Source organism: Pseudomonas sp. BIGb0558 (assembly GCF_024807515.1).
In the GTDB taxonomy this organism is placed as follows: Bacteria; Pseudomonadota; Gammaproteobacteria; order Pseudomonadales; family Pseudomonadaceae; genus Aquipseudomonas; species Aquipseudomonas yamanorum_A.
Genome location: NZ_JANUEW010000026.1, coordinates 1 through 21,897, shown reverse-complemented (window position 1 = coordinate 21,897; position 21,897 = coordinate 1). Strand labels below are relative to the sequence as shown.

23 protein-coding genes are annotated in these 21,897 nt (G+C 60.7%); 14 read left to right on the top strand and 9 right to left on the bottom strand.

The features are described 5' to 3' along the window. Window positions 1-98 precede the first annotated feature (98 nt). A complete protein-coding gene (locus tag M2400_RS24340; protein WP_177044971.1) occupies window positions 99-275 on the top strand; it encodes a hypothetical protein in 177 nt (58 codons plus the stop codon). On the opposite strand, the gene M2400_RS24335 is transcribed toward M2400_RS24340, so the two are convergent. Next, window positions 259-1,155 carry a helix-turn-helix domain-containing protein gene (locus M2400_RS24335; RefSeq protein ID WP_177133806.1) on the bottom strand — a complete coding sequence of 299 codons (897 nt, stop codon included), beginning with the start codon at window positions 1,153-1,155 and terminating at the stop codon, window positions 259-261. The two genes, M2400_RS24340 and M2400_RS24335, sit on opposite strands and share 17 nt — an antisense overlap. Before the next feature lie 188 nt (window positions 1,156-1,343). Here M2400_RS24335 and pobA point away from each other — a divergent pair, with 188 nt between their 5' ends. Continuing rightward, window positions 1,344-2,528 (top strand): 4-hydroxybenzoate 3-monooxygenase, encoded by a 1,185-nt coding sequence (gene pobA, locus M2400_RS24330; protein ID WP_259198715.1) that lies wholly within the window; start codon window positions 1,344-1,346, stop codon window positions 2,526-2,528. Window positions 2,529-2,602: 74 nt separating this feature from the next. Next, entirely contained in the window at window positions 2,603-4,114 is a 1,512-nt protein-coding gene (locus M2400_RS24325) for an MDR family MFS transporter (RefSeq protein ID WP_259198639.1), read from the top strand. 49 nt (window positions 4,115-4,163) lie between these two features. Here M2400_RS24325 and M2400_RS24320 read toward each other — a convergent pair whose 3' ends face one another. Beyond that, on the bottom strand, window positions 4,164-4,652 hold the full coding sequence (locus M2400_RS24320; protein ID WP_259198637.1) for a type VI secretion system tube protein Hcp: 489 nt from the start codon (window positions 4,650-4,652) through the stop codon (window positions 4,164-4,166). Window positions 4,653-4,838: 186 nt separating this feature from the next. Here M2400_RS24320 and M2400_RS24315 point away from each other — a divergent pair, with 186 nt between their 5' ends. Together M2400_RS24315 and M2400_RS24310 are read left to right on the top strand one after the other, a co-directional pair. Next, the gene (locus M2400_RS24315) at window positions 4,839-5,753 is read left to right on the top strand and encodes an NAD synthetase (RefSeq protein ID WP_259198635.1); all 915 of its coding nucleotides are present in this window, start codon (window positions 4,839-4,841) and stop codon (window positions 5,751-5,753) included. After that, entirely contained in the window at window positions 5,750-6,217 is a 468-nt protein-coding gene (locus M2400_RS24310; RefSeq protein ID WP_259198633.1) for a hypothetical protein, read from the top strand. The genes M2400_RS24315 and M2400_RS24310 overlap by 4 nt, the downstream gene beginning before the upstream one ends. Window positions 6,218-6,243: 26 nt before the next feature. Here M2400_RS24310 and M2400_RS24305 read toward each other — a convergent pair whose 3' ends face one another. Genes M2400_RS24305 through M2400_RS24295 form a run of 3 tightly spaced genes read right to left on the bottom strand, consistent with a single transcriptional unit; the run spans window position 6,244 to window position 8,280 of the window. Next, on the bottom strand, window positions 6,244-7,083 hold the full coding sequence (locus M2400_RS24305) for a cache domain-containing protein (RefSeq protein WP_177133812.1): 840 nt from the start codon (window positions 7,081-7,083) through the stop codon (window positions 6,244-6,246). Between the two features lie 55 nt (window positions 7,084-7,138). After that, the gene (gene cynS, locus M2400_RS24300) at window positions 7,139-7,609 is read right to left on the bottom strand and encodes a cyanase (protein ID WP_259198628.1); all 471 of its coding nucleotides are present in this window, start codon (window positions 7,607-7,609) and stop codon (window positions 7,139-7,141) included. A gap of 29 nt (window positions 7,610-7,638) precedes the next feature. Next, window positions 7,639-8,280, bottom strand: coding sequence for a carbonic anhydrase (locus M2400_RS24295; protein WP_177044958.1), 642 nt, complete (start codon window positions 8,278-8,280; stop codon window positions 7,639-7,641). Between the two features lie 112 nt (window positions 8,281-8,392). On the opposite strand from M2400_RS24295, the gene cynR reads away from it, so the two are divergent. Next, on the top strand, window positions 8,393-9,259 hold the full coding sequence (cynR, locus tag M2400_RS24290; protein WP_259198626.1) for a transcriptional regulator CynR: 867 nt from the start codon (window positions 8,393-8,395) through the stop codon (window positions 9,257-9,259). Here the strand turns inward: cynR and M2400_RS24285 are convergent. Continuing rightward, window positions 9,234-10,010: a transporter substrate-binding domain-containing protein gene (locus M2400_RS24285; protein WP_177121671.1), complete on the bottom strand. Its 777-nt coding sequence runs from the start codon at window positions 10,008-10,010 to the stop codon at window positions 9,234-9,236. The two genes, cynR and M2400_RS24285, sit on opposite strands and share 26 nt — an antisense overlap. A 387-nt stretch (window positions 10,011-10,397) precedes the next feature. On the opposite strand from M2400_RS24285, the gene M2400_RS24280 reads away from it, so the two are divergent. The 6 genes from M2400_RS24280 (at window position 10,398) to M2400_RS24255 (ending at window position 18,232) form a co-directional block, all read left to right on the top strand. Next, entirely contained in the window at window positions 10,398-11,771 is a 1,374-nt protein-coding gene (locus M2400_RS24280) for a glutamine synthetase family protein (RefSeq protein WP_177044952.1), read from the top strand. A gap of 144 nt (window positions 11,772-11,915) precedes the next feature. Beyond that, window positions 11,916-12,566: a class I SAM-dependent methyltransferase gene (locus M2400_RS24275; RefSeq protein WP_177044949.1), complete on the top strand. Its 651-nt coding sequence runs from the start codon at window positions 11,916-11,918 to the stop codon at window positions 12,564-12,566. Between the two features lie 122 nt (window positions 12,567-12,688). Beyond that, window positions 12,689-13,822: a ribonuclease D gene (rnd, locus tag M2400_RS24270; RefSeq protein ID WP_259198622.1), complete on the top strand. Its 1,134-nt coding sequence runs from the start codon at window positions 12,689-12,691 to the stop codon at window positions 13,820-13,822. Beyond that, a complete protein-coding gene (locus tag M2400_RS24265; RefSeq protein ID WP_177044945.1) occupies window positions 13,819-14,112 on the top strand; it encodes a YcgL domain-containing protein in 294 nt (97 codons plus the stop codon). The genes rnd and M2400_RS24265 overlap by 4 nt, the downstream gene beginning before the upstream one ends. Before the next feature lie 117 nt (window positions 14,113-14,229). Beyond that, window positions 14,230-15,162 (top strand): D-2-hydroxyacid dehydrogenase, encoded by a 933-nt coding sequence (locus M2400_RS24260; protein WP_177044943.1) that lies wholly within the window; start codon window positions 14,230-14,232, stop codon window positions 15,160-15,162. Between the two features lie 154 nt (window positions 15,163-15,316). Continuing rightward, the gene (locus M2400_RS24255; RefSeq protein ID WP_259198617.1) at window positions 15,317-18,232 is read left to right on the top strand and encodes a hypothetical protein; all 2,916 of its coding nucleotides are present in this window, start codon (window positions 15,317-15,319) and stop codon (window positions 18,230-18,232) included. A gap of 56 nt (window positions 18,233-18,288) precedes the next feature. Here M2400_RS24255 and M2400_RS24250 read toward each other — a convergent pair whose 3' ends face one another. Continuing rightward, a complete protein-coding gene (locus M2400_RS24250) occupies window positions 18,289-18,882 on the bottom strand; it encodes a nitroreductase family protein (protein ID WP_177044939.1) in 594 nt (197 codons plus the stop codon). Between the two features lie 154 nt (window positions 18,883-19,036). On the opposite strand from M2400_RS24250, the gene M2400_RS24245 reads away from it, so the two are divergent. Together M2400_RS24245 and M2400_RS24240 are read left to right on the top strand one after the other, a co-directional pair. Continuing rightward, entirely contained in the window at window positions 19,037-19,486 is a 450-nt protein-coding gene (locus tag M2400_RS24245) for a YcgN family cysteine cluster protein (RefSeq protein WP_177044936.1), read from the top strand. Window positions 19,487-19,498: 12 nt separating this feature from the next. After that, window positions 19,499-20,734: a hypothetical protein gene (locus M2400_RS24240; protein WP_259198614.1), complete on the top strand. Its 1,236-nt coding sequence runs from the start codon at window positions 19,499-19,501 to the stop codon at window positions 20,732-20,734. Between the two features lie 81 nt (window positions 20,735-20,815). Here the strand turns inward: M2400_RS24240 and M2400_RS24235 are convergent, their stop codons facing one another. Both M2400_RS24235 and M2400_RS24230 read right to left on the bottom strand, forming a co-directional pair. Then, the gene (locus tag M2400_RS24235; RefSeq protein WP_177044933.1) at window positions 20,816-21,166 is read right to left on the bottom strand and encodes a DUF2892 domain-containing protein; all 351 of its coding nucleotides are present in this window, start codon (window positions 21,164-21,166) and stop codon (window positions 20,816-20,818) included. Between the two features lie 69 nt (window positions 21,167-21,235). Beyond that, window positions 21,236-21,703, bottom strand: a complete 468-nt coding sequence (locus M2400_RS24230) for an RNA methyltransferase (protein WP_003210674.1) — start codon at window positions 21,701-21,703, stop codon at window positions 21,236-21,238. Window positions 21,704-21,897 lie beyond the last annotated feature (194 nt).

Sequence of the window (21,897 nt, the reverse complement as noted above, 5' to 3'; positions counted from 1 at the left end):
CGACATAAACAGATTGAATGGCGCCCGATAATGGCGACATGCCCACGCTGACCTATGCTTATACAAGCACCTTCTTGATCCGATCAGAGGTCAGCATCATGTCGATCAAAACAAGAAAGTACCTGATGATTTTCACCCTGTGCGCCGCCGCTACAGCGCTCTATGGCACTGCCGCCTACCGCGTTGAACAGGCCCGCATGCAGCCGAGCTACGCCGCCAGCTGCAATCACGGCCAATGCGTTGGCCACATGGCCGCCTTCAGCTCGTTGCGCTAACGTCCTGATCGGCTTTCAACTGTTCCCGAAACGCTTTCGGGGAAAACCCGACGCGCCGGCGAAACAGCCGCGAGAAGTTGGTCGGGTCGGAAAACCCCAACACTTCCGACATCTCGTTGATGGTCATGCTGGTGTAAGTCAGCAGGCGCTTGGCTTCCAGCAATTGGCGGTCGTGCATGATCTGCAAGGCGGGCTGCCCGCCCAATTCCCGACATGTCCCGTTCAGGTGTGAGACCGAGATACCGAGCTTGTGGGCCAGGTCTTCGATTTTCGGGTGTTCGCGGTAATGCTGCTCCACCAACTGGGTGAACCGGCGGAAGTATTCGCGGCCTCGCGGCGCGCGCGGATGACGACGCTGGGTCGCCTGGCGGCTGATCCACACCAGCAGCACGCTGACCAGCGCGTGCATCATCATGTCCCGTGCCGGTTGGTCGCTGGCGTACTCCTCCTGCAACCGGGCGAACAAACTGTTGAGGTAGTCACTGTCCTTGCCGGCGGGGTAGCTGCCCAGGGCGTTCAGGCCATCCAGCGCCGCGCCCAGTTGTTCCTGCAAATGCGCCATCAGCGGCGCGGCCAGGGTGACCACGAACCCTTCGACGTCTTCGGAAAACCGAAAGCCATGCACGCATAACGGCGGCAGCACCTGCAGCGTCGATTCGCTGAGGGTACTGCGCTGGCCTTCGATCTCCAGTTGCGCCTGGCCCTTGTGCACGTACAGCAACTGGCACAAGTCCGCATGCCGGTGGGGCTGGATTTCCCACTGGTACTCACGGCTGCGCCGGGAGATGGTTTCACAGTGCAACAAATCCGGGGTCGGCCATTGCTGGCTCTCTCCGTAGAGTTTGAACACTGGAATCGCTGCACTGGCAGTTTTGGTCATGGCTTCATCCGATACTTCGGGAGAGTTGTGCGGTAATCGCCCCAATTGGCGAAAAGCGCAGCTTTGGGCTCAGTTTTCACCTTCTTATGCCGGGCACTCAAGTGAAAAATGCCAGCAACACCATCAATGACAACTCTTTCACCGAATACGTTCGGTGAAGCTTGCGGGCCATAAAAATAATGAAAACGCTGAAAACCCAAGTCGCCATCATTGGCGCCGGTCCCTCGGGACTGCTGCTTGGCCAACTGCTGCACAACGCCGGGATTGAAACCCTGATTCTTGAGCGCCAGACGCCGGATTACGTGCAAGGGCGCATCCGGGCCGGGGTGCTGGAGCAAGGCATGGTCGACCTGTTGCGCCAGGCCGGCGTCAGTGCGCGGATGGATGCCGAAGGTTTGGTGCATGAGGGTTTTGAGCTGGCGTTGAACGGGCAACTGACCCACATCGACCTCAAGGCGTTGACCGGCGGCAAGACGGTGATGATCTACGGCCAGACCGAAGTCACCCGCGACCTGATGGCCGCGCGCCAGGCCAGCGGTGCTGTCACTTTCTACGAAGCCAGTAACGTACAGCCCCATGATTTGAAACGCGCGGAGCCGTGGCTGAGTTTCGAGCATGAAGGCGAGCAGTATCGCCTGGACTGCGACTACATCGCCGGTTGTGACGGTTTTCACGGTGTGGCGCGTCAGTCGATTCCGGCTGAGGCGCTGAAAATCTTTGAGCGGGTCTATCCGTTTGGCTGGTTGGGCATCCTTGCCGACACCCCGCCGATCCATGATGAGCTGGTGTACGCCAAGCATGAGCGCGGTTTTGCCCTGTGCAGCATGCGCTCACCGACCCGCAGCCGTTATTACCTGCAAGTGCCGGCCGATGAATCGGTGCAGGACTGGTCCGATGAGCGCTTCTGGGACGAACTGAAAACCCGCTTGCCCACGGCACTCAGCGAGCAACTGATAACCGGCCCGTCGATTGAAAAAAGTATCGCGCCCCTGCGCAGCTTCGTGGTGGAGCCGATGCAGTACGGCCGCCTGTTTCTGCTCGGTGATGCCGCCCATATCGTGCCGCCCACCGGCGCCAAGGGCTTGAACCTGGCGGCCAGCGATGTCAGCACCTTGTTCAACATCCTGCTCAAGGTGTACCGCGAGGGCCGGGTGGAGTTGCTGGAAAAATACTCACAGATTTGCCTGCGGCGGATCTGGAAGGCCGAACGGTTTTCCTGGTGGATGACTTCGATGTTGCACCAATTTCCGGAGGCGGATGGCTTCAGCCAGCGCATCGCCCAGAGCGAACTGGAATATTTCGTCGACTCCGAAGCCGGGCGTAAAACCATTGCAGAAAATTACGTCGGACTTCCTTACGAGGCTATCGAATAGCCAGCTATCTAGTACACTGACGAGCATTCCCGCGGGCCTCCTTTTCCCGTGGGCCCTTGCTCGCAGGTTCTGCCGTGACCAACCTCAATCAGCCCGCCACACCCGCCGTTCGCAGTGTCCTTGTCGCCTTGATGATGGCGATCTTTCTCGGAGCGCTGGACCAGACCATCGTCGCCGTGTCCATGCCGGCCATTTCTGCCCAGTTCCACGACGTCAACCTGCTGGCCTGGGTAATCTCCGGCTATATGGTGGCGATGACCGTGGCGGTGCCGATCTACGGCAAGCTCGGCGACCTGTACGGGCGCCGGCCGATGATGCTGATCGGCATGGGCCTGTTCACCGTTGCTTCGCTGTTTTGCGGCATGGCCCAGAGCATGGAGCAACTGGTGCTGGCGCGGATCCTCCAGGGCATCGGTGCCGGCGGGATGATTTCGGTCAGCCAGGCGATTATCGGCGACATCATCCCGCCCCGTGAGCGTGGGCGTTACCAGGGTTATTTCAGCAGCATGTACGCAGTGGCCAGCGTGGCCGGGCCGGTGCTGGGTGGCTACATGACCGAGTACCTGTCGTGGCGCTGGGTGTTCCTGATCAACCTGCCATTGGGCGCGGGCGCCTGGTGGGTGGCCCATCGCACGCTGGTGGGGCTGCCGGTGCCGCAGCGCAAGCCGGTGATCGACTACCTCGGCACCGTGCTGATGATCGTCGGCTTGACTGCGTTGTTGCTGGGCATCACCGAGATCGGCCAGGGTCATCATTGGCGTGACAATGAAGTGCTGGGGCTGCTGGCCTGTGCGCTGGTGGCGTTGACGCTGTTTGTGTGGCACGAACGCCGGGCACGGGAGCCGTTGTTGCCGATGCACCTGTTTGCCAACCGCAGCGCGGTGCTGTGTTGGTGCACGATTTTCTTTACCAGTTTCCAGGCGATTTCCCTCACGGTATTGATGCCGCTGCGTTACCAGACCGTTACCGGCTCGGGTGCCGACAGCGCTGCCTTGCACTTGTTGCCGCTGGCGATTGGCTTGCCGATGGGTGCGTATTTCGCCGGGCGCATGACTTCGGTGACCGGCCGCTATAAACCGATGATCCTGATTGGCGCCTTGCTGAGCCCGATCGCGATTCTGGGCATGGCCCTCAGTGCGCCCCAGGCTGTGGCGGTTACCAGTCTGTTCATGTTGCTCTGCGGGATTGCCGCAGGGATGCAGTTTCCGACTTCCCTGGTGGGTACGCAGAACTCGGTGGAGCAGCGGGACATTGGCGTGGCGACCAGCACCACCAATCTGTTTCGTTCCCTGGGTGGTGCGGTCGGGGTGGCGTGCATGTCGGCGCTGTTGTTGGCGTTGTTGCAGGACTCCAGCTTTGCGCACCTGGCCAGCGGGGCGCTGGTGGCGGAGGGGAGTTCGGGGAATGTGCTGCTGGATGGTTTGAATGCAGCGCCTGGGCCGGCGCAGGACGCGTTGCGGGGGGAGTTGCTGATCACGTTCCGGCATTTGCTGATGGTCAGTGCCGGGGTATCGTTGCTGGGCTTGGCGGCCGCGATTGCGATGCCTAACCGCGTGCTGCGGGGGCGGGAAGACAAGGCGAAATAGTTGGAGCAATGAAGATTGAATGTGGGAGCAAGCCCGCTCCCACATTCGGTCACATTTTGATGTTCTCGCGGATATTCCAGCCGTACTTGACGGCGCCGCCATCCTTGCCGCCGTCGGCTTTTTGCGGTTGATAGCCGACTTCGACCTTGGCGAAATTCAGGCCGATAACCTCGGTCAGTACATCCGCCGTTTGCGTTGCATCGGCTTGGTAGGAGGTGACCATGACTTCCGTCAAGGTGATCACCAGATACTCTACGGCGCTGTCGCCCCCAGCCTTGCGTACTACCAGCCTGGCTTCGGGATAATGCTTGCCGGTGGAGCAGGCCATCATCAGGTTGGGCGAGGATTTATCCATACGCTTGGTGAGCATCAGGTTATCGATGTTGACCTTGCCGGCACCGCCACCAGTGCCGGTATGCATGGACCCTGATTGGGACATGCCCCAGTTCCACTCGGTGATATCGATCTCGTCGCGATGGACCTGGTCCCTTGACTCTCCCTTGATGTCTCCCAGCTTCAAAAACATATCAGTTGCCATCGTCGTTCCCTCTCTTATGTTTCGCCGGTAGTGGCGGGGGGACGTACCTTTTCTTATTCGGATATTGCCCACAAGACCGTGGGACGTGATCAGGAAGTGCCTGTCTGGAAAAGAGGAGTTTTCTGACATTCTTCGAGGGGATTCAATCTTTACGCTCTGCGCTCTTTAAGACCAAGGAGTGAAGGGATGACTTCCAGCGTAATGAAAGACGGCTTTCCCAGTGCCCATCTCACTACCCGGCAGCGGGTGGAAAGCAGTATCGACGTGCGCCGCCTGTTTGCTGCCATCGACGCCGACCCCGCCATTGTCGGGGCCGGGGTGGTGTATCTCGATGGGAATTTACGGGCGGTTGTGTTGCGTGAGTTCCAGCCGATTTGCAGCATCGTGCCCAAGAAGGTGATTTTGCGCGAGGCACCGCGGTCTGTCGGGAGAGTGGAGTTTATTCGGCGCCTGGAGCATGAGCCGCGGGAATCGCAGGTGGTGTTTGAGTTGGTGAATATGGCGCTGGCCTGCACGGCGGCATGGATTAGTTGGAGGGTTGCGATGAGTGGCGCTTCACTGATTCCATTCAGTGGCGGTGCCTCGGGCGTGGTCGCTGCCATTGGTGTTTCCGCCGGGCTGGCAAGTAGCGTTCAATGTCTTAACGGGTTTGTTCGGGTTCGTAACGAACTTTTTAATTCTGCCCAGAATGATTATTTGGACAGTGATGAGTGGTACCAAACTGTCACAGCCGGTCTCGATGCAGCTTCATTGTTAGGCGCTGGAGTGACTTCAATGGCAACCATCCGACTCGTTAATGTGCTCAGGAAAACTACCGGTAAGAGTTTGCGCCAGGTCCTTAAAGGTTTGAATCGCCAGGAGCGGGTAAGGCTCACCAACGAGCTGCTGAGCATCAATCGTCCGGAAATGACTCGAAAATTGATCAAGTTAAAGCAAAAGATGGGAGATATGCCCAAGCGCTACACATCCTCTGAAATCCGCCAAGGAACTATCGCTCAAATTCAAGATGCTCTTGGCGCCGCATTGAGTGTTGCGGGCAGTGCGATGTCTGGGAACATCCGCACCATTGCGGTTGGGCTTTACGAGGAGGTTTCAGAATGATCCATCTGATGCCGTTGGAGCCATTTCTGAAACGCTACTTTCCTACCTTTATGGCCGCCATTTTTTGCGGTTTTCTGGGAGGCTCTGCAATAGTTTTCCTGATGGAACATTACTATTTTCGCGTGGCGCCTTTGGCGTTATGGACAACATTTGGTGAGCGCGCTGCTACTTTCTTCGCCTGCATTATCACCCTCTGCAATTTTATGATGATGTATGGACGGCCCCAATGGGTGTGGGGCATGGTGGTTTTTTTTGTGGTCTGTCTGCTCATGGCTTTGCCGGCCATTCAATTCTCCCTGCACCCATTTTTATATGCAGAAAGTCTATTTTGGCCGTTATTGGGCCTGCTGATACTTAACAGCAAGCGCCACCGGGAAATGCGTGGAAAGTTTCTCGAGCTTCGCTACAGGCGCAAGCGGATCAGGGAAATACTCCGCCGTCGGCAAAAGAAGCTTTCCGGCTAAAAAAATCAGGCCGTTACGAAGGCGTATCAAGGACTGTAATACCCCACCGCCACCATGAAATGCCCAGCTTTACGCAAATACGCATGCTTGTTCTCGACCTTTCCGGTCACCGGGTTTTTCCAGCGGTACTTGTATTCCCCCTGATCCTGCTCCGCCATCACCGCCAGGATCGGCTCACCCACCGGCTTCCCGTCGGGATCCTTGATCTTGCTGAAATCCGTATTCACCAAGCGCGGAGTCGTGCCATGGGCCACATAGCGGTGGGTGTCGAGGTCAACCACAAACACATACAGGTCGTCCTGCAGAAAACCACCCTGCATGTCGTTGATCGCCTTGAGTGTCCCGACCGGGTCCTTCTCCAGCGCCTTGACCGCTTTATTGCGCAGGGCCCTGGCATGCTCCGGGGTCGCCCGTGGCAAGTAATAACCCACGGCCAGGATCCGCTGCCCGACGCGCTGGTAATACACGTGCTTGCGCTCGACCTTGCCGTCATTCCAGTTCTGCCACCGGTACTCGGCCTGCTGGATGCCACTGCCTTCCGGCACCGCCAGCGCGTCCTTGAACGACTTCTTCAGATCCGGCCCGAGCACCTCGGACACATTGCGCCCGATCAATGCCGAAGAGGGCCCGCCACTTGCCAGCAGCACGCCCTTGGTGTCGACCACGAATACGTAGCGGTCCTGGTCGACGAAATCACCCTGGCGGCTGAATGCCGCAAAGGCCTTGTCGCCATTGCTCTGGTAATACGCCAAGGCCCTTTCCAGCAGGGCCTTGGCGGCTTGGGCGTCCTCATCCTGAGTGGTCGCGGCGTGCACCTGGCCAAGGCACAACAGCAATAGCCAGGTGGCTCGGAGCAGTCCTTTCATTACCCGTCCCTCGTTCTTGTTGGTGTGCCAAGAGCGTAGACGGTTTGCCGATAAATCAGAACGGTTTGGTCGGCAGGTATTTACCGTCCAGGGTGATTACCGCGCGGGAACCGCCGTCCGGGTCTTCGACCTTCTTGATGTCCAGCTTGAAGTTGATGGCGCTGATGATCCCGTCGCCAAACTGCTCGTGCACCAGGGCCTTGAGGGTGGAACCGTAGACCTGCAGCATTTCATAGAAGCGGTACATGGTCGGGTCCGTCGGCACACCACCGGGGAAGCAGCCGCGCAGGGGCACGGTTTGCAGCAGGCGGCTGGCGTCCTGGTCGAGGCCAAGCTTGTCGCAGACCACGTCGGCAGCGTCTTTCGGCAACGGGTGCTGGCCGAGCAGGGCGGCGGTGACGAACGCCAGGCTCAGGCCGGTGCCGTCGGTGAGGTCCTGCCACGACAGGTTCTTGCGCGCCTTGATGTCGATAACGGTGTCGGCCAGGGCCAGGCGTGGGGTTTGGGCAAATTGGGATTGCAGCATGGTGATTTCCTCTTGGGGTTTAATAGGTTTCAGGCGGCGTGGGCGCGGGTGTTCGGGTTGTCCAACAGCGAGACGAAGCGCCCGCTGCGGCCGTCAAGGGCGTCGATGCCGCCGCTTTCGATGTCGTAGACCCAGCCGTGCAGGCTCAACCGGCCTTGTTCCAGGGCCAGTGCCACTGAAGGGTGAGTCTTGAGATTAGCCAGTTGTGCGACCACGTTTTCCCGTACCAGTGAGTTCAACCGGTCGGCGTCTGATGCGTGAGTGCGGGCGGCGTTGATCACCTTGGCCGACTCGGCGTGGCGCAGCCAGTTGGCCACGGCAGGCAAGTGATCCAGGCATTTGCAGGTGGAAATCGCGGTCATGGCGCCGCAGTCGGAGTGGCCGCAGATCACGATGTCGCTGACGCCGAGAACGGCTACTGCGTATTCGACGGTGGCCGACACGCCGCCAGGCTCCGGCCCGTAGGACGGCACGATGTTGCCGGCGTTACGGATCACAAACAGGTCACCGGGTTCCTGCTGGGTCAGCAGTTCCGGGACTACGCGGCTGTCGGAACAGGACACGAACAGCGTGCCGGGGTTTTGCGTGGTGGCCAGGTGCTTGAACAGATCGCTGCGTTGGGTGAAGGCTTCACCCTGGAACTTGCGAAAGCCGTCGATGAGATCTTGCATGGTGGTTCTCCTTGCGTCGCTGATGGGGCAAGGATGGAAGTTTTCAGCTATAGCGTCCAAGACCGGCTTATTATGGTTTCCATAAGTCATGCCTATAGTTGGAGCGCCATTCATGTTGCTGCGTCATATCCGCTACCTGTTGGCTGTTGCCGAGCACCGCAATTTCACCCGGGCGGCCGAGGCACTGCATGTGTCGCAGCCGACCTTGTCGCAGCAGATCAAGCAACTGGAAGACACCCTCGGCGCAGCGTTGCTGGATCGCTCCGGCAGAAGCGTCAGCCTCACCGACGCGGGTGAGGCCTATGTGCGGTTTGCGCGCCTGGCCTTGCAGGATTTGCAGGCCGGCACCCGGGCCATGCATGACGTGCAGGACCTGAGCCGCGGCAGCGTGCGCCTGGCCATGACGCCGACGTTTACCGCCTACCTGATCGGGCCGCTGCTGGCGCGGTTCAGCGGCTTGTATCCGGGAATAACCGTCAGCGTCGAGGAACTGACGCAGGACCGCATCGAGGCGGCGCTGACCGAGGATTTGCTGGATATCGGCATCGGTTTCACCGGCGAGCATTTGCCGGATATCGAGTGTGAAGGGGTGTTTGTCGAGGCGCTGAGCGTGGTGGTGAGTGACGGCCATCCGGGTATTGGCCAACAGTCGTGGCTTCAGCAGCCATGGGTGCTGCTGAACTCAGGCTTCGCCACTCGCCGCTATATCGATGAGTATTTTCGCAGCCAGGCGGCGAAGCCTCTGATCACCATGGAGGCCAATTCCATCAGCGCGATTATCGAAATCGTACGGAACACTCAGTTGGCGACCATCCTGCCCAGCGCGATTGCCCGGGTGCAGACAGGCTTGCAGGCGGTGCCGCTGAGCCCGCCGTTGCCGCAACGCACGGCCGCGCTGCTCAGTCGCAAGGGAGGTTATCGCAGCGCGGCGTGCCGGGCGTTTGTCGAACTGGTCAGGGCGCAGCCAGCCACTGGTTGATGATGCCGTCATACACACCGGTCACCGTGCTCAAGTGCAGCCATTGGTCCACGTAGCTCTTCCAGGCCACATCATCACGCGGCAGCAAAAACGCTTTCTCGCTGTATTGCATGTAGCGCTCGGGATTCACCGCACACAGTCCCGGCTTGAGCTTCTGCTGATAACGGGCCTCGCTGGCGTCGGTGATCATCACGTCGGCCTTGTTGGCCAACAGTTCCTCGAAGATCGTCACGTTGTCCGGGAACAGCGTCAGTTGCGCCTTGCCCAGATGCGCCCGCGCAAACACTTCATTGGTACCGCCCGCAGGCTCGATCACCCGCACCTGCGGCTGATTGATTTGCTCCACGGTCTGATAGCGCTGCACGTCGGCGCAGCGCACCAGCGGGATCTTGCCGTCGACGCCCAATGGCTGGCTGAAAAACGCCTTCTTCTGCCGTTCCAGCGACACCGAAATACCGCCGAGGGCAATGTCACAGCGCTGGGCCAGGAAGTCCGGCATCAGGGTTTTCCAGGTGGTGGGCACCCATTTCACCTGCACCCCAAGGCTCTTGGCCAGGGACTGGGCCATGGCGATATCGATGCCTTCGTAGCTGCCGTCCGGGCGCAAATAGCTGTAGGGCTTGTAGTCGCCGGTGGTGCACACGCTCATTTCACCGCGCTGGAGCACTTCATCCAGGCGCGATACGGGGCTGTCGGCCAGGGCCTGGGTCGACAGGCCGGCCAGCAGGGAAAGGGTCAGCAAAGCTTTCATGCGGTCGGGTCCTTGGGCATGAGCAGGGCCGCCATTATTTGCAAATGTTTAGCCGTGGCACAACCAAACTCCGTCAAGACTGGATTTAACGGCTTAACCTTGCGTGTGAGGCTGCCCGGCATCTCTTTACTGTGATTCCCGCATGGACGGTTCCCCCGACACACACCCTGAGACATCGCCAGGCGCCAACGCGTCCAGCCGTCCGGACCGTCGTCGGATCACCGCTGATGCACTTCCCTCCGAACTCGCCTTCTGGGCGCTCTGGCACTGCCGCCACGCGCGCCCACCGGACATCGTTCTCACACGTTGATTTGCCCAACCGGATGCCCCGCGCATCTGCCTGGCAGCGCCCACGCGCCTGCCTGACGCGAACGTATGAGAATGCCCATGAGCACGCCCTTTGCCACCCTGCACGAAGCCCAATCCTTTCTTGCCCAGAACCCGGATATCGAGATGTTCGAGCTGTTCATCCTCGACAACAACGGAGTGCCCCGGGGCAAGTTGTTGCACCGCGATGAGCTGTTGGCGGTCTACGAAAGTGGCCGGCCGCTGCCGAGTACCATCCTCGGCCTGACCATCAATGGCGACGACGTGGAGAACTCCGGGCTGGTCTGGGAAGTCGGCGATATCGACTGCCGCGCCTACCCGGTCAGCGGCAGTTTGCAGCGCATGCCGTGGCGCCTGATCCCGACGGCGGCGGTGCAGGTCAGCATGCACCCCACCGAAGGTATGCCCGCCACGGTGGCCGACCCGCGGCACCTGCTGGCCAAGGTGATCGACGACCTCAAGGCCGACGGCTATTACCCAGTGATGGCGGCGGAGCTGGAGTTTTATCTGCTCGACCAGAAACCCGACAGCAACGGCCGCCCGCAACCAGCGCGGGATGTGGATGGTGGTCGCCCGCGCTCGACTCAGGTCTACGGCCTGCGGGAACTGGAGCAGATCGAACCTTTCCTCGCCGACCTCTATAGCGCCTGCAAACTCCAGGGCATACCGGCGCGCACGGCGATTTCCGAATACGCCCCGGGCCAGGTGGAAATCACCCTGGAGCACCGCAGTGATGCCCTGCAAGCCATGGACGAAGCAGTGCGTTACAAACGCCTGGTCAAGGGCGTGGCCCACAAGCACGGGATGACCGCATGCTTCATGGCCAAGCCTTTCGACGACCTGGCCGGCACCGGCATGCACATGCACGTCAGCCTGGCGGACCGCGACGGCAACAACCTGTTTGCCAGCGAAGCACCCGACGGCACGCCGCTGCTGCGCCATGCGGTGGGCGGCATGCTCAGCACCTTGCTCGACTCGTTGCTGATGTTCTGCCCGAACGCCAACTCTTACCGGCGCTTCCAGACCAACAGCTATGCGCCGCTGGCTGCCACCTGGGGCGTGGACAACCGCACGGTGACGTTGCGGGTGCCCGGCGGCCCGGCGTTTTCCCGGCATATCGAACACCGTATCTGCGGCGCCGACGCCAATCCCTACCTTGCGGCGGCGGCGATCCTGGCGGGTATTCACCGGGGCATCCGCGAACAGCGCGACCCCGGCGCGCCGGTGGAAGGCAACGGTTACGCCCAGGCCAAGGAGTTACTGCCCACCGATTGGCTGACCACCCTGCGCGCCCTCGAAGGTTCGTCCTGGGCCCGGGAAGCCTTTGGTGGTGAATTCCTCGGCGTGTACCTGGCGGTCAAGCGGGCCGAGTATCGCCAGTTCATGGGTGAAGTGGGGGAGCAGGACTGGCGCTGGTATTTGCACCAGGCCTGAAGATGAAGCCTTGATCACAGACAGTTAACCGACAGGCTGCGCGCCGGATACTGGCCCTGCATGCGCGGTAAACAATCCTTCGACCTTTTTTTCACGAGACGGTGGTTAAGCTGCGAATGTCTGATCCATTAACTGAGTCGTGTGATGCCGTCGCAACTGCCGTCTTCCATCGAGATTGAATTTGCCGAACGTGCAGGCCAGGAGCATGCCCGGGTCTGTGCTGACACGCGCCCGCCCAAGTTGCTGCGGCGCCTGGCGCTGTGGCGTGATGAGCGACTGGTACGCCGTGCGCTGAAAATCGCCGGCGAACCGGGGCTGATCCTCGACCTGGCGTGCGGCTCGGGGCGCTTCTGGCCGGTGCTGGCCGAGCACAGCAACCGGGTGATCCTCGCGTCCGACAACTCCCAGGACATGCTTGACCATGCCCGCACCCATCACGCGCCGGGCTTGCTCAAGCGGATCAAGACCTTCCAGGGCTCGGCCTTTTCCATCGGCCTGTCGGCCAACGCGGTGGACTGCATTTTTTGCCTGGAGTTGTTTCGTCATGTGCCGACGGCAGAAGGGCGCCTGGCGCTGCTCGGGGAGTTTCACCGGGTGAGCCGCGACACGGTGATCGTCTCGGTCAACAGCGACAGCGGCTACCGCGCTGCGCAGCCCGCCCTGGCGGCGGTTGCCAGCCATCGGTTACAGGTGGAGGCGGAGTTTCGCCAGGCCGGTTTCAAGGTCCTCAACCAACAGGAATTCATGCCCGGCTCAGCCATGTGGCGGGTCTACGTCCTGCGTAAGAGAGGATAAGTCCCGCCTGTCGGACTATTCTTCAGAGCCTATAGGAGTTTTCATGGTCGCAGGTGCACTGCGAATGCTCGCAACTCCCTTTCGCGATATATACTGCGCGCCATTCTTCAAGGGAGAGCCGTGTGGCCATCGATATTCACTGGATCTGCGACAACGATAGCCTCGGCCAGCATTGCGCCGAATGGCAGCAGTTGCCATTCGTCGCCCTCGACACCGAATTCATGCGGGTCGACACCTTTTATCCCATTGCCGGGCTGATCCAGATTGGTGATGGCGTTCGCGCTTACCTGATCGACCCCCTGACCATCGACAACTGGCAACCCTTGGCCGCCTTGCTGGAAAACCCAGCGGTGATCAAGGTGGTGCACGCCTGCAGCGAAGACCTGGAAGTGTTGCTGCGCCTGACCGGCAGCCTGCCGGTGCCGTTGTTCGACACGCAACTGGCGGCGGCCTACCTCAACCTCGGTTTTTCCATGGGCTATTCGCGCTTGGTGCAAGCCGTGCTCGATATCGAGCTGCCCAAGGGCGAGACCCGCTCGGACTGGCTGCAGCGGCCATTGTCCGAGACGCAAGTCAGCTACGCCGCCGAAGACGCGGTGCACCTGGCGGAAGTCTACATACGCCTGCGCCCGAAGCTTTCCGACGACAAATACACCTGGGTCCTGGAAGACGGTGCCGAGTTGGTGGCCAACCTGCGCCGCGAAGTCGACCCGTACGAGGTCTATCGCGACGCCAAGCTGGCCTGGAAACTGTCCCGTGCCCAGCTCGCCGTATTGCGTGAACTGTGCGCCTGGCGCGAGCAGCAGGCCCGTGCCCGCGACCTGCCGCGCAACCGGATCATTCGTGAACACTCGTTATGGCCCCTGGCCAAATCCCAGCCGGATAACCTCGCCGCGCTGGGCAAGATCGAAGACATGCACCCGCGCACCGTGCGCCAGGACGGCGAGTTCCTGCTGGGCCTGATCAAGCGTGCCGGCAGCGTCTCCATGGACCAATGGCCGCCGGCAGTTGCCGAGCCATTGCCGGTGGACGCCGCCACGCTGATCAAGCAACTGCGCGCCCTGGGCCAGGCCGAGGCTGAGCGCCTGGACATGGCGCCGGAACTGATGCTGCGCAAGAAAACCCTCGAAGCCCTGGTCAAGAGCGGCTACCCCGAGGGGCCTTACAAATTGCCAGATTCGCTGCGTGGCTGGCGCCGCGAATTGATGGGCCAGGCGCTGCTGGACAGCCTGGCCACTGCCGGAGAACAGCCTTGAAACGTATTTGCTCCATCTATCGCAGCCTCAAACGCAACGAGATGTACCTCTACGTGCTGAAAAGCGATGCACTGGAGCGCGTGCCGGAAAGCCTGCTGGCCGCCTTCGGCAAGCCGCACCACGCCTTTGACTTGGTGTTGAGCCCGGAGCGCAAGCTGTCCCGCGAGGACATCACCGTGGTCCTGGACAACCTCGAGAAGCAGGGCTACCACCTGCAGATGCCGCCGGCCGAGGACGAGTACATCGAACACTTGCCCGAAGAGCTGCTGCGACGTAATGACCCGATGTGATCGGTCAGTGCCCCGTCCGGGGCACATTCATCAATGGAATTCAATTTTTGGCGGTGGCCGCAACGGACAGTGAATTGGGCCGGCGGCCGCCTGCAGTGTTTTTGAAAGGTTTGAACCATGCGCGTTCTGATTGCTGAACACGATCACCCGCTGTACGCCCGACTGCTGCGCGAAGCGGCGCCGGACCTTGAGGTCATGACCAGCGGCGACTCCGCTGAATTGTCGCGCCTGGCGGCCGATTGCCCGGTGTGGCTGGGCCAACCGGACCTGCTGGCCACCTTGTTGCGCCAGGGCCACCAGCCACAATGGCTGCAATCCACCTGGGCTGGCATCACGCCATTGTTGGCTGAAGGCCTGCCGCGGGATTACCGCCTGACCCGCGCCGTGGGCATTTTTGGCCAGGTGATGGCTGAATACGTGCTCACCTACATGCTTGGCCACGAGCGAGAAGTACTGGCGCGGCTGGTCAGCCAGGTCGAGCGCAAGTGGGACAACCGCATGGGCCAGAGCCTGGCGGGGCGCAAGGTGCTGATCGTCGGCACTGGTGATATCGGCCGTAGCGTTGCGCAGTTTTTGCAGCCGTTTGGCGTTGAGCTGTATGGCATCGCCAGTGAAGCCCGCGAACAGGCGCCGTTTATCGAAGTGGCCGGGCTCGACGAGTTGCCGCGCCTGGTGGGCGAGGTGGACTACGTGGTCAACCTGCTGCCTAACACGCCCAATACCCATGACTTGTACGATGCGGCGCTGTTCAAGCAATTCAAGCCGACCGGGTTGTTTATCAACGTCGGGCGCGGGGTGGCAGTGGTGGATGCGGACCTGGTGGAAGCCTTGAAGGAAGGGCATCTGGCGGGCGCGGTGATCGACGTTTGCCGTCAGGAGCCGTTGCCACAGCGCCATCCGTTCTGGACCGCCTGGGGTTTGCTGCTGACCGGTCACAGCTCGGCGCCGACCTCACCGGGGATGATGGTGCAGTTGTTTGTCGAAAATTTACGGGCGTACCAGGCAAACGAAGTGTTGCGCGGCGAAGTGAGTTTCGAGCGCGGCTACTGAAAATACGAGGCTTGGCGAGCAGTTCCGGGTTCTCTGGAGCGGCTCGGCAGGGCCTGATGACTGGCCCTGACAAATCTCTGTAAACACTCCTGCAATTCTCCCCTGGCAGTGCCTATGTGAGGCTTGGACCCTTCTTTCCAATGGAACTGGTCCGATGTTGAATTTTCATACTGGCGCTGCACCTGCCCGCGTTATTCCGTTACTGCCCACTGATCGTGCAACGGTGTCGGCCGCAAACACGCCCTTGACGCAGGATGCCCCGGTGGTCAGCGCACATTCCGGCTTCAAGGCCCTTGAGCACCCCCTGGGAAATTTCGGTGGCGCTTTGTCCTGGCCGGTCCCGATGCATGCCAATGATCAGCGCAAGGCTCTCGCCGCCGCGTTGCGCCATGGCAGCCAGAACCCGAACCCGCCACAGATCGGCGCAAGCCTCGGGGTGCTGGAGTATCTGCACCGCAATCAACCGCCACTCGATGACCCGGCCAGCACCCTGGAAACCCTCGTTAACTCCGCGCGCGGGCGGGCGCTGGGCCAGGTAATTCAAACCGAACTGAATGGCCTCGCCACCGATACCAGTGTGAATGAATACACACTGGCCGCCATCAATCTGACGCTAGACCCGGAATCCATCGCCCAGCCCCTGCGAAACCGGGTGGCAGGATTCAACCTGGCGCACCCGGACCACTGGGGCAAGCCGGCTTCGGCGGTGCTGGCGGCCTTGAGCGAGCACCTGAGCAGCAATGGCAAGACCAGCCCGGCAATGGCCGCGACCGGCGCTTACCTGCTGCTGGCAAGAAAGGCCCCGGTGTTTCTGATCAAGGACATCCCCGACAGCGTTACCTACGGCAGCCCCGCCTGGGTCAGCCTGGCCATCGCGGCGGCGACCATTGAAGCCAAGGCGCCGGGGAAGGTGCCGAACATGACCTTCGCCCAAGTGATGTCGGCCGCTGAAAGTGCTGGCCTGGATGATCGTGCGGTGACCGAGCAGGCCCAAGTGGCGGCGCTGATTGACTGGGGCGTGGTCAACGGGATTGTCCCGGGAAAAGCCGATGATCACTACAGCCCTGATGAAGTGGAGCGTGCAAGGACTGCGTTCAATCAGCAGCAAAAGGAACGGATAGTCGCCTCGCGGTTATTGGAGGTAGAAATCCCGAGTCGCCAAGACATTGCATTGGCCAAGCTCAAAGAGCAGTTTGGGAACGATCTGCCATTTGAAGAAAAACTCCTGAAAGTCGATGATCCACGGCAGCCGGGCATCGAGCCGCTTTACAACCCAAACCGCGCACCCGCCGGGCTTTATTCGATGCTGGATATCGCCATGATGGAACTGAATGGCTACCGCTGGAAAACCAGCGACCGGCGCATTCCTGTTGCGGCGATAAATGCTCCGCTGAAACTGGAGGTGAATAAAACCTTCGACGCACAGTTCAGCGAGGCCATCGACTCACGCAAGCAAGGGATTGCGACCACCATCAAACACATGGTGGCCAAGCTTCCGTTGGCCGACAGGCGAAAGCTTGAACAGGGCCAGCTTGAGTTCTTTCAAAAAAAGACCTACGCACTGGGGATGGATTTCACGTCTAAAACCCTGCATCACACCGATGAAAACCTGCTGCTGAAAGCCTCGGGTGCCAACGGTGTTGTCGTTTATAAAATCGATCTGAAAAATGCAGAGATAACCACGGTACCCACCTCAGTGTTGACGGAGCAGATACCGCGTAATGCCAACAAGACTTACAAGACAGAAACCTTTACGCCGACCAAGGCCGGTACTTCGGACCTGGGTCGAGGGCAGCCGCAGGGTTCATTGCCACCATCAAGCTTTACCACGGCGCGTACCAAGGCCATTGCCGATGTATTTGTCGAGCACCTGAATATCGACAACCAGGACGTGGTGAAGCAGGCCAAGGGAATCACTCCCCTGGACCGACAAATGGAACAGGAGTGGAAGGTTACGAATTTCTTTCTGGACCTGGTTCCGCTTCGGTCCGCCATCGTCAATTTTCAGAACGGTAACTATGTCGACGGCGCAATGGACCTGGCCATGGATGCCTTTGGTTTCCTCACTGCCGGGGCGGGGGTTGCGGGGAAAGTGGCGAAGGCCGGAACCCGGCTTGCCGGCACGGCTGCCAAGGCGGCCAAGGTATCGAGGATTATTGGCACCACGCTTATCCGCGAATTCAATCCGCTCAATGGCCTGGACGATCTGGTGCTGGGGGGCGCCCGGCTGATACGCCGGGGCGGCGCAGCGACAATGGAGGGCACTGAGCTAGGCAATCGACTGCTGACTGAATTCAAGGTGCCTGAATCGAAAATCGCCGGGCTTTCACGTAACAGCCAGGGGCTCTATGTGGCCGCAGACGGGCACGTGTCGCATATACGCCATACCGACAGTACCGGCCAAAGCGCCGTCTATGAGGTGCGGGAGGCGACCCGAACCGCCGACGGCGTGGTCCAGGCGCGGATTTATCACAACAACCGGCAGACGCCGGTGTTGGTCCAGCATGTTCAGGGTGATCAGTGGCAACGATTGGGCGCCCGGGGTGGTAGCCCGCAGTCGGTCGCCTCTGACCTTGGGCCTGAAATTGGCCGGGGCGGTGAGGGCGTGGTCTACGAAAGCCTGGATGGCAAAAGCGTCTATAAAGACTTCAACACTACAAACGCCACGCGCATTCCCGATTATGTAACGCAGGAGCGGGACTGCCTGAATAAATATTATGGCGAGGGTTTCGCGACGGCAGTCGTTGAGAACGGCCGGGCTTATATCAAGATGGGCAAACTGGATGGGGTCAACCTGGCCACGGTCGAACGGCGCAGCTTGACGCCAGAGGCACGAACCTGGCTGGATGACGCATTGAAGGGGATGGAGGAAAAGGGCATACGCCATCAGGACTTGCAGCTTAAGAACTTTCTGTATTCCGCGGCGGATAAAAGAGTCTACCCGGTGGATATCCAGTCGTTGTCCCTTGAAGACATGGTGCCCGGTGATGGTCTGTATGAGTGGGAGATGAAGACGTACAACAGTAGAAAGAAAGAGTTGCTCAGGGACTTCGGTTTGCTTGTCAGGTAGCGGGGTGTTTGCGAGTTACCGGCGTCTTCCAGGACCCGGTAACTCCCAGGCTCTGCCTAGAGGCTGAAATCGCCTTCGGCCACCAACTCGCTCAACGGCTTGCGCGGGCTCGGAGTTTCCCGGGCTTGCAGGTAATCAGCCAGGGTCGACTTGTCTCCCAGCTTGCCGATCGCCACGGCCGCGTGCAGGGCGTAGCCTTCGGGGATCTTCAGCTCCTTGCGGGTCAGCTCCTGGTCGAAACCGGCCATGCCGTGGGTGTGCCAGCCGCTGAGGCTGGCTTGCAATGCCAGGTGACCCCAGGCGGAACCCGTGTCGAAGGTGTGCCACAGGGCCGGGGTTTCTTCGGCGGCGCCGGGCACCTGGAAGTCGGTCTTCGATGCCACGATCACCAGGGCCGACGCATGCTGCGCCCAGCCACGGTTGAATTCGTTCAGCAGGCCCAGGAAGCGCTCCCAGTTCGGCGTGTCACGGCGTGCGTAGAGAAACCGCCACGGCTGCGAGTTGTAGGCCGACGGCGACCAGCGGGCCGCTTCGAAGAAGCTCAACAGGGTGTCCACCGGAATGCTCTCGCCGGTGAAGGCGCGCGGCGACCAGCGGTCGGTGAATTGTGGGTGGATCGGGTAGTCGGCGACGCGTGGGTTGCTGCTCATTGGGCTGATCCTGATGAAAAAACCGGAGCTCAAAGCTACTTCGCCGCCGGTCGACTGACAAGTCTTGTTCTACCGACAGTCGTAAGCGCTTGGCCCCGGCGGCCATGGGCACTAGACTGGCGGCCTTTTAACATACCGATATTGATGTAGAGCCATGGCCGCCAAAGTCGAACCTTTCTGGATCCGTAAAACCCTCGAACAACTCGACCAGGATGAGTGGGAGTCGTTGTGCGACGGCTGCGGCCTGTGCTGCTTGCAAAAGCTCGAGGATGAAGACGACAACAGCGTCTATTACACGCGCATCGCCTGCAAACTGCTCGACCTCAAAACCTGCCAGTGCACCGATTACCCCAACCGTCGGGACTCGGTGCCCGATTGCATCCAGCTCACCCCGGGCCAGGCCGACCAGTTCAAATGGCTGCCGCCTACCTGCGGCTACCGGCTGGTCAGCGAGCGCAAGGACTTGCCGCTGTGGCACCACCTGGTGTGCGGCGATCGCGACGCGGTGCACCACGAACGCATTTCCCAGTCCGGGCGCATGCTGGCCGAAGGCAGCGTGCCCGAGGATGACTGGGAGGATTACCTGATTTTTCGCGCAGGTTGAGAGGGAGTGTGTATGACGGTTGGAGCCAGGCTGGCGGCAAGCCTGCTGTTGTTGGCATTGAGTACGTCGGCGTGGGCGAAGAAAGTCGACCTGGACTATCACGTCAAGCTGTTGCCCCAAAGTGATCAGGCTGAAGTACGCCTGAGCCTGTCCCAGGGCTCGGCGGTGCGCAGCCTCAACTTCGACCTGGGCCGCGACGGTGACTACAGCGACTTCAAGGCCGATGGCCAGTGGCAAGTACTGCCGGGCAATACGCCGGGTGACAGCCGTGGCCTGTGGCAACCCAGCGCCGACAAGGCCAGCCTGACCTACCGTGTACGCCTGAGCCATGCGCGCAAGAAGGGAGTCTACGAAGCCCGCATGACCCCGAGCTGGGCGCTGTTTCGCGGTGAGGACCTGGTGCCCGCTGCGCGTCTCGACCAGCAGGACGGCATTGAGCTGGTGTCACGCCTGGTGTTTGAACTGCCCACCGGCTGGAAAAGCGTCGAGACGGCCTGGCCGCGCATCGGCAAGAATAAATTCCGCATCGACAACGTGTCCCGCCTGTTTGACCGGCCCACCGGCTGGATGCTCGCCGGCAACCTGGGCAGCCGCAGGATGCGCCTGGGCGAGACTGAAATCACCGTGGCGTCACCCAAGGGGCAGGGCATGCACCGCATGGACGTGCTGACCTTGCTGACGTTTGTCTGGCCTCAAGTGCAAGCGGCCTTCCCGCGGCATCCGGCGAAACTGTTGGTGGTGGGCGCCAGTGATCCGATGCGTCGCGGTGCGTTCTCGGCGCGGGATTCGATCTACCTCAACAGCCGCACGCCGCTGGTCAGCGAAAACGGCAGCAGCCCGTTGCTCCGTGAAGTGGTGCAGGCCATCGGTCGCTTCAACGACCATCAGGGCAGCGACTGGATCAGCGAGGGCTTGGCGCAGTATTACGCCATTGAACTGATGCGTCGTGCCGGCGGGATCAGTGACGATCGTTACACTGCTATCCAGGCCAAGCTGGCCCAGGAAGGCAAGGACGTGACCAGCCTGCGGGTTGAACACGCCAACAGCGCGACGGTGGCACGGGCGGTGGTGTTGTTGCAGGAGCTGGACCGCGAGATTCGTGTGAAAACCCACAACAAACGTTCGCTGGATGACCTGACCCAGGCGGTGATGCGCATGAACAGCATCAGCACGAAGGAGTTTGTGCAGCTGGGGGAGAGCATTATCGGGGAGTCGTCGGTGGTGCTCGACAGCAAGCTGCTGCGCTGATCCCTGCAGGAGCCCGGCTTGCCGGCGATGAGGCCCTTGAGGACGCCATCGCCGGCAAGCCGGGCTCCTACAGTATCGGGTTCAACCTGTGGTTTTGCTGGCGTTCTCTGCCGCCACTTCAGCCTTGGTCTTGAGGTTTTTCAGTTCCTCACCGGCGCGTTCAATCTTGGTCCGCACGGTGTTCATTTCCTGACGGCTGCGTTCCAGCAACTCTTTCGCCGAGCTGTGCCCGCTGATCCCGCGTGCCAGCGCCACGCCGCCAATCGCCACCTGAATCAAACCGAAAAAGCCACCACGGCGCAGGCCTTTGCCCATCATCACCACGCCACCGGCCAGGGAGCCGATGCGTTCCCAGCCCTGGACGTTTTGCGTGGGTTGAGGCTCGAACGGCGTGGACCGGATAACGGGTCGCAGGGTTTTGCTGTCGCTCATGATCTGTCTCCAACAAGGGCTTAGTGATATGCAGCTGACTGCGCACAGGCCGTGGATGTTCCCAAAAAATCAGTACTTGGGACCCGAGCGGGTGTTGTTGCCCTTGGCCAGGCGGTCGTAAAGCACCACGTTGACGGTGGCAGCGAGGTTCATGCAACCGGTGGTCGGGATGTAGATCACGTCTTCACACCAGTCGCGAATCTCCTTGTCCAGGGAGCCGTCTTCCGGTCCGAAGATATACAGCGCGCGGTCCGGGTGGGTGTACTCGGGGAGAGGGCGGGCGCCTTCAACCAGCTCGACGGCGACCGGGATGCAGCCCAGGGGCAGGATCTTTTTCAGGTCGTCGATGCCGATCAGCGGAATGTCGTGGTGGACCTTCTTGGTGTCGGTAATAAAGTCCCGGGCCCGCTCGTAGCGCTTGCCGGTGTAGAACACCGAGGCCACGCCGTAGCAGCCGGCGGCGCGCATCACCGAGCCGACGTTTTCGGGGGATTTGGGGTTATACAGACCGATGCAGCTGTAGCGTTTATTGCCCACGGGAGAGGGTGCCTTCGAGAAAAACGGCGATTATACGGGGATTGCTCGAAAGGCGGTCAGTTTGAACCGCATGGGGTGCAACACTGTGGCGAGGGAGCTTGCTGTGGCGGGGGGGGGGGGGGGCGCGGGGGGGGGGGGGGGGGCCCGCGGTTTTTGGGGGGGGGAGCCCAACACCCGGGGGGAACTACCCCCGC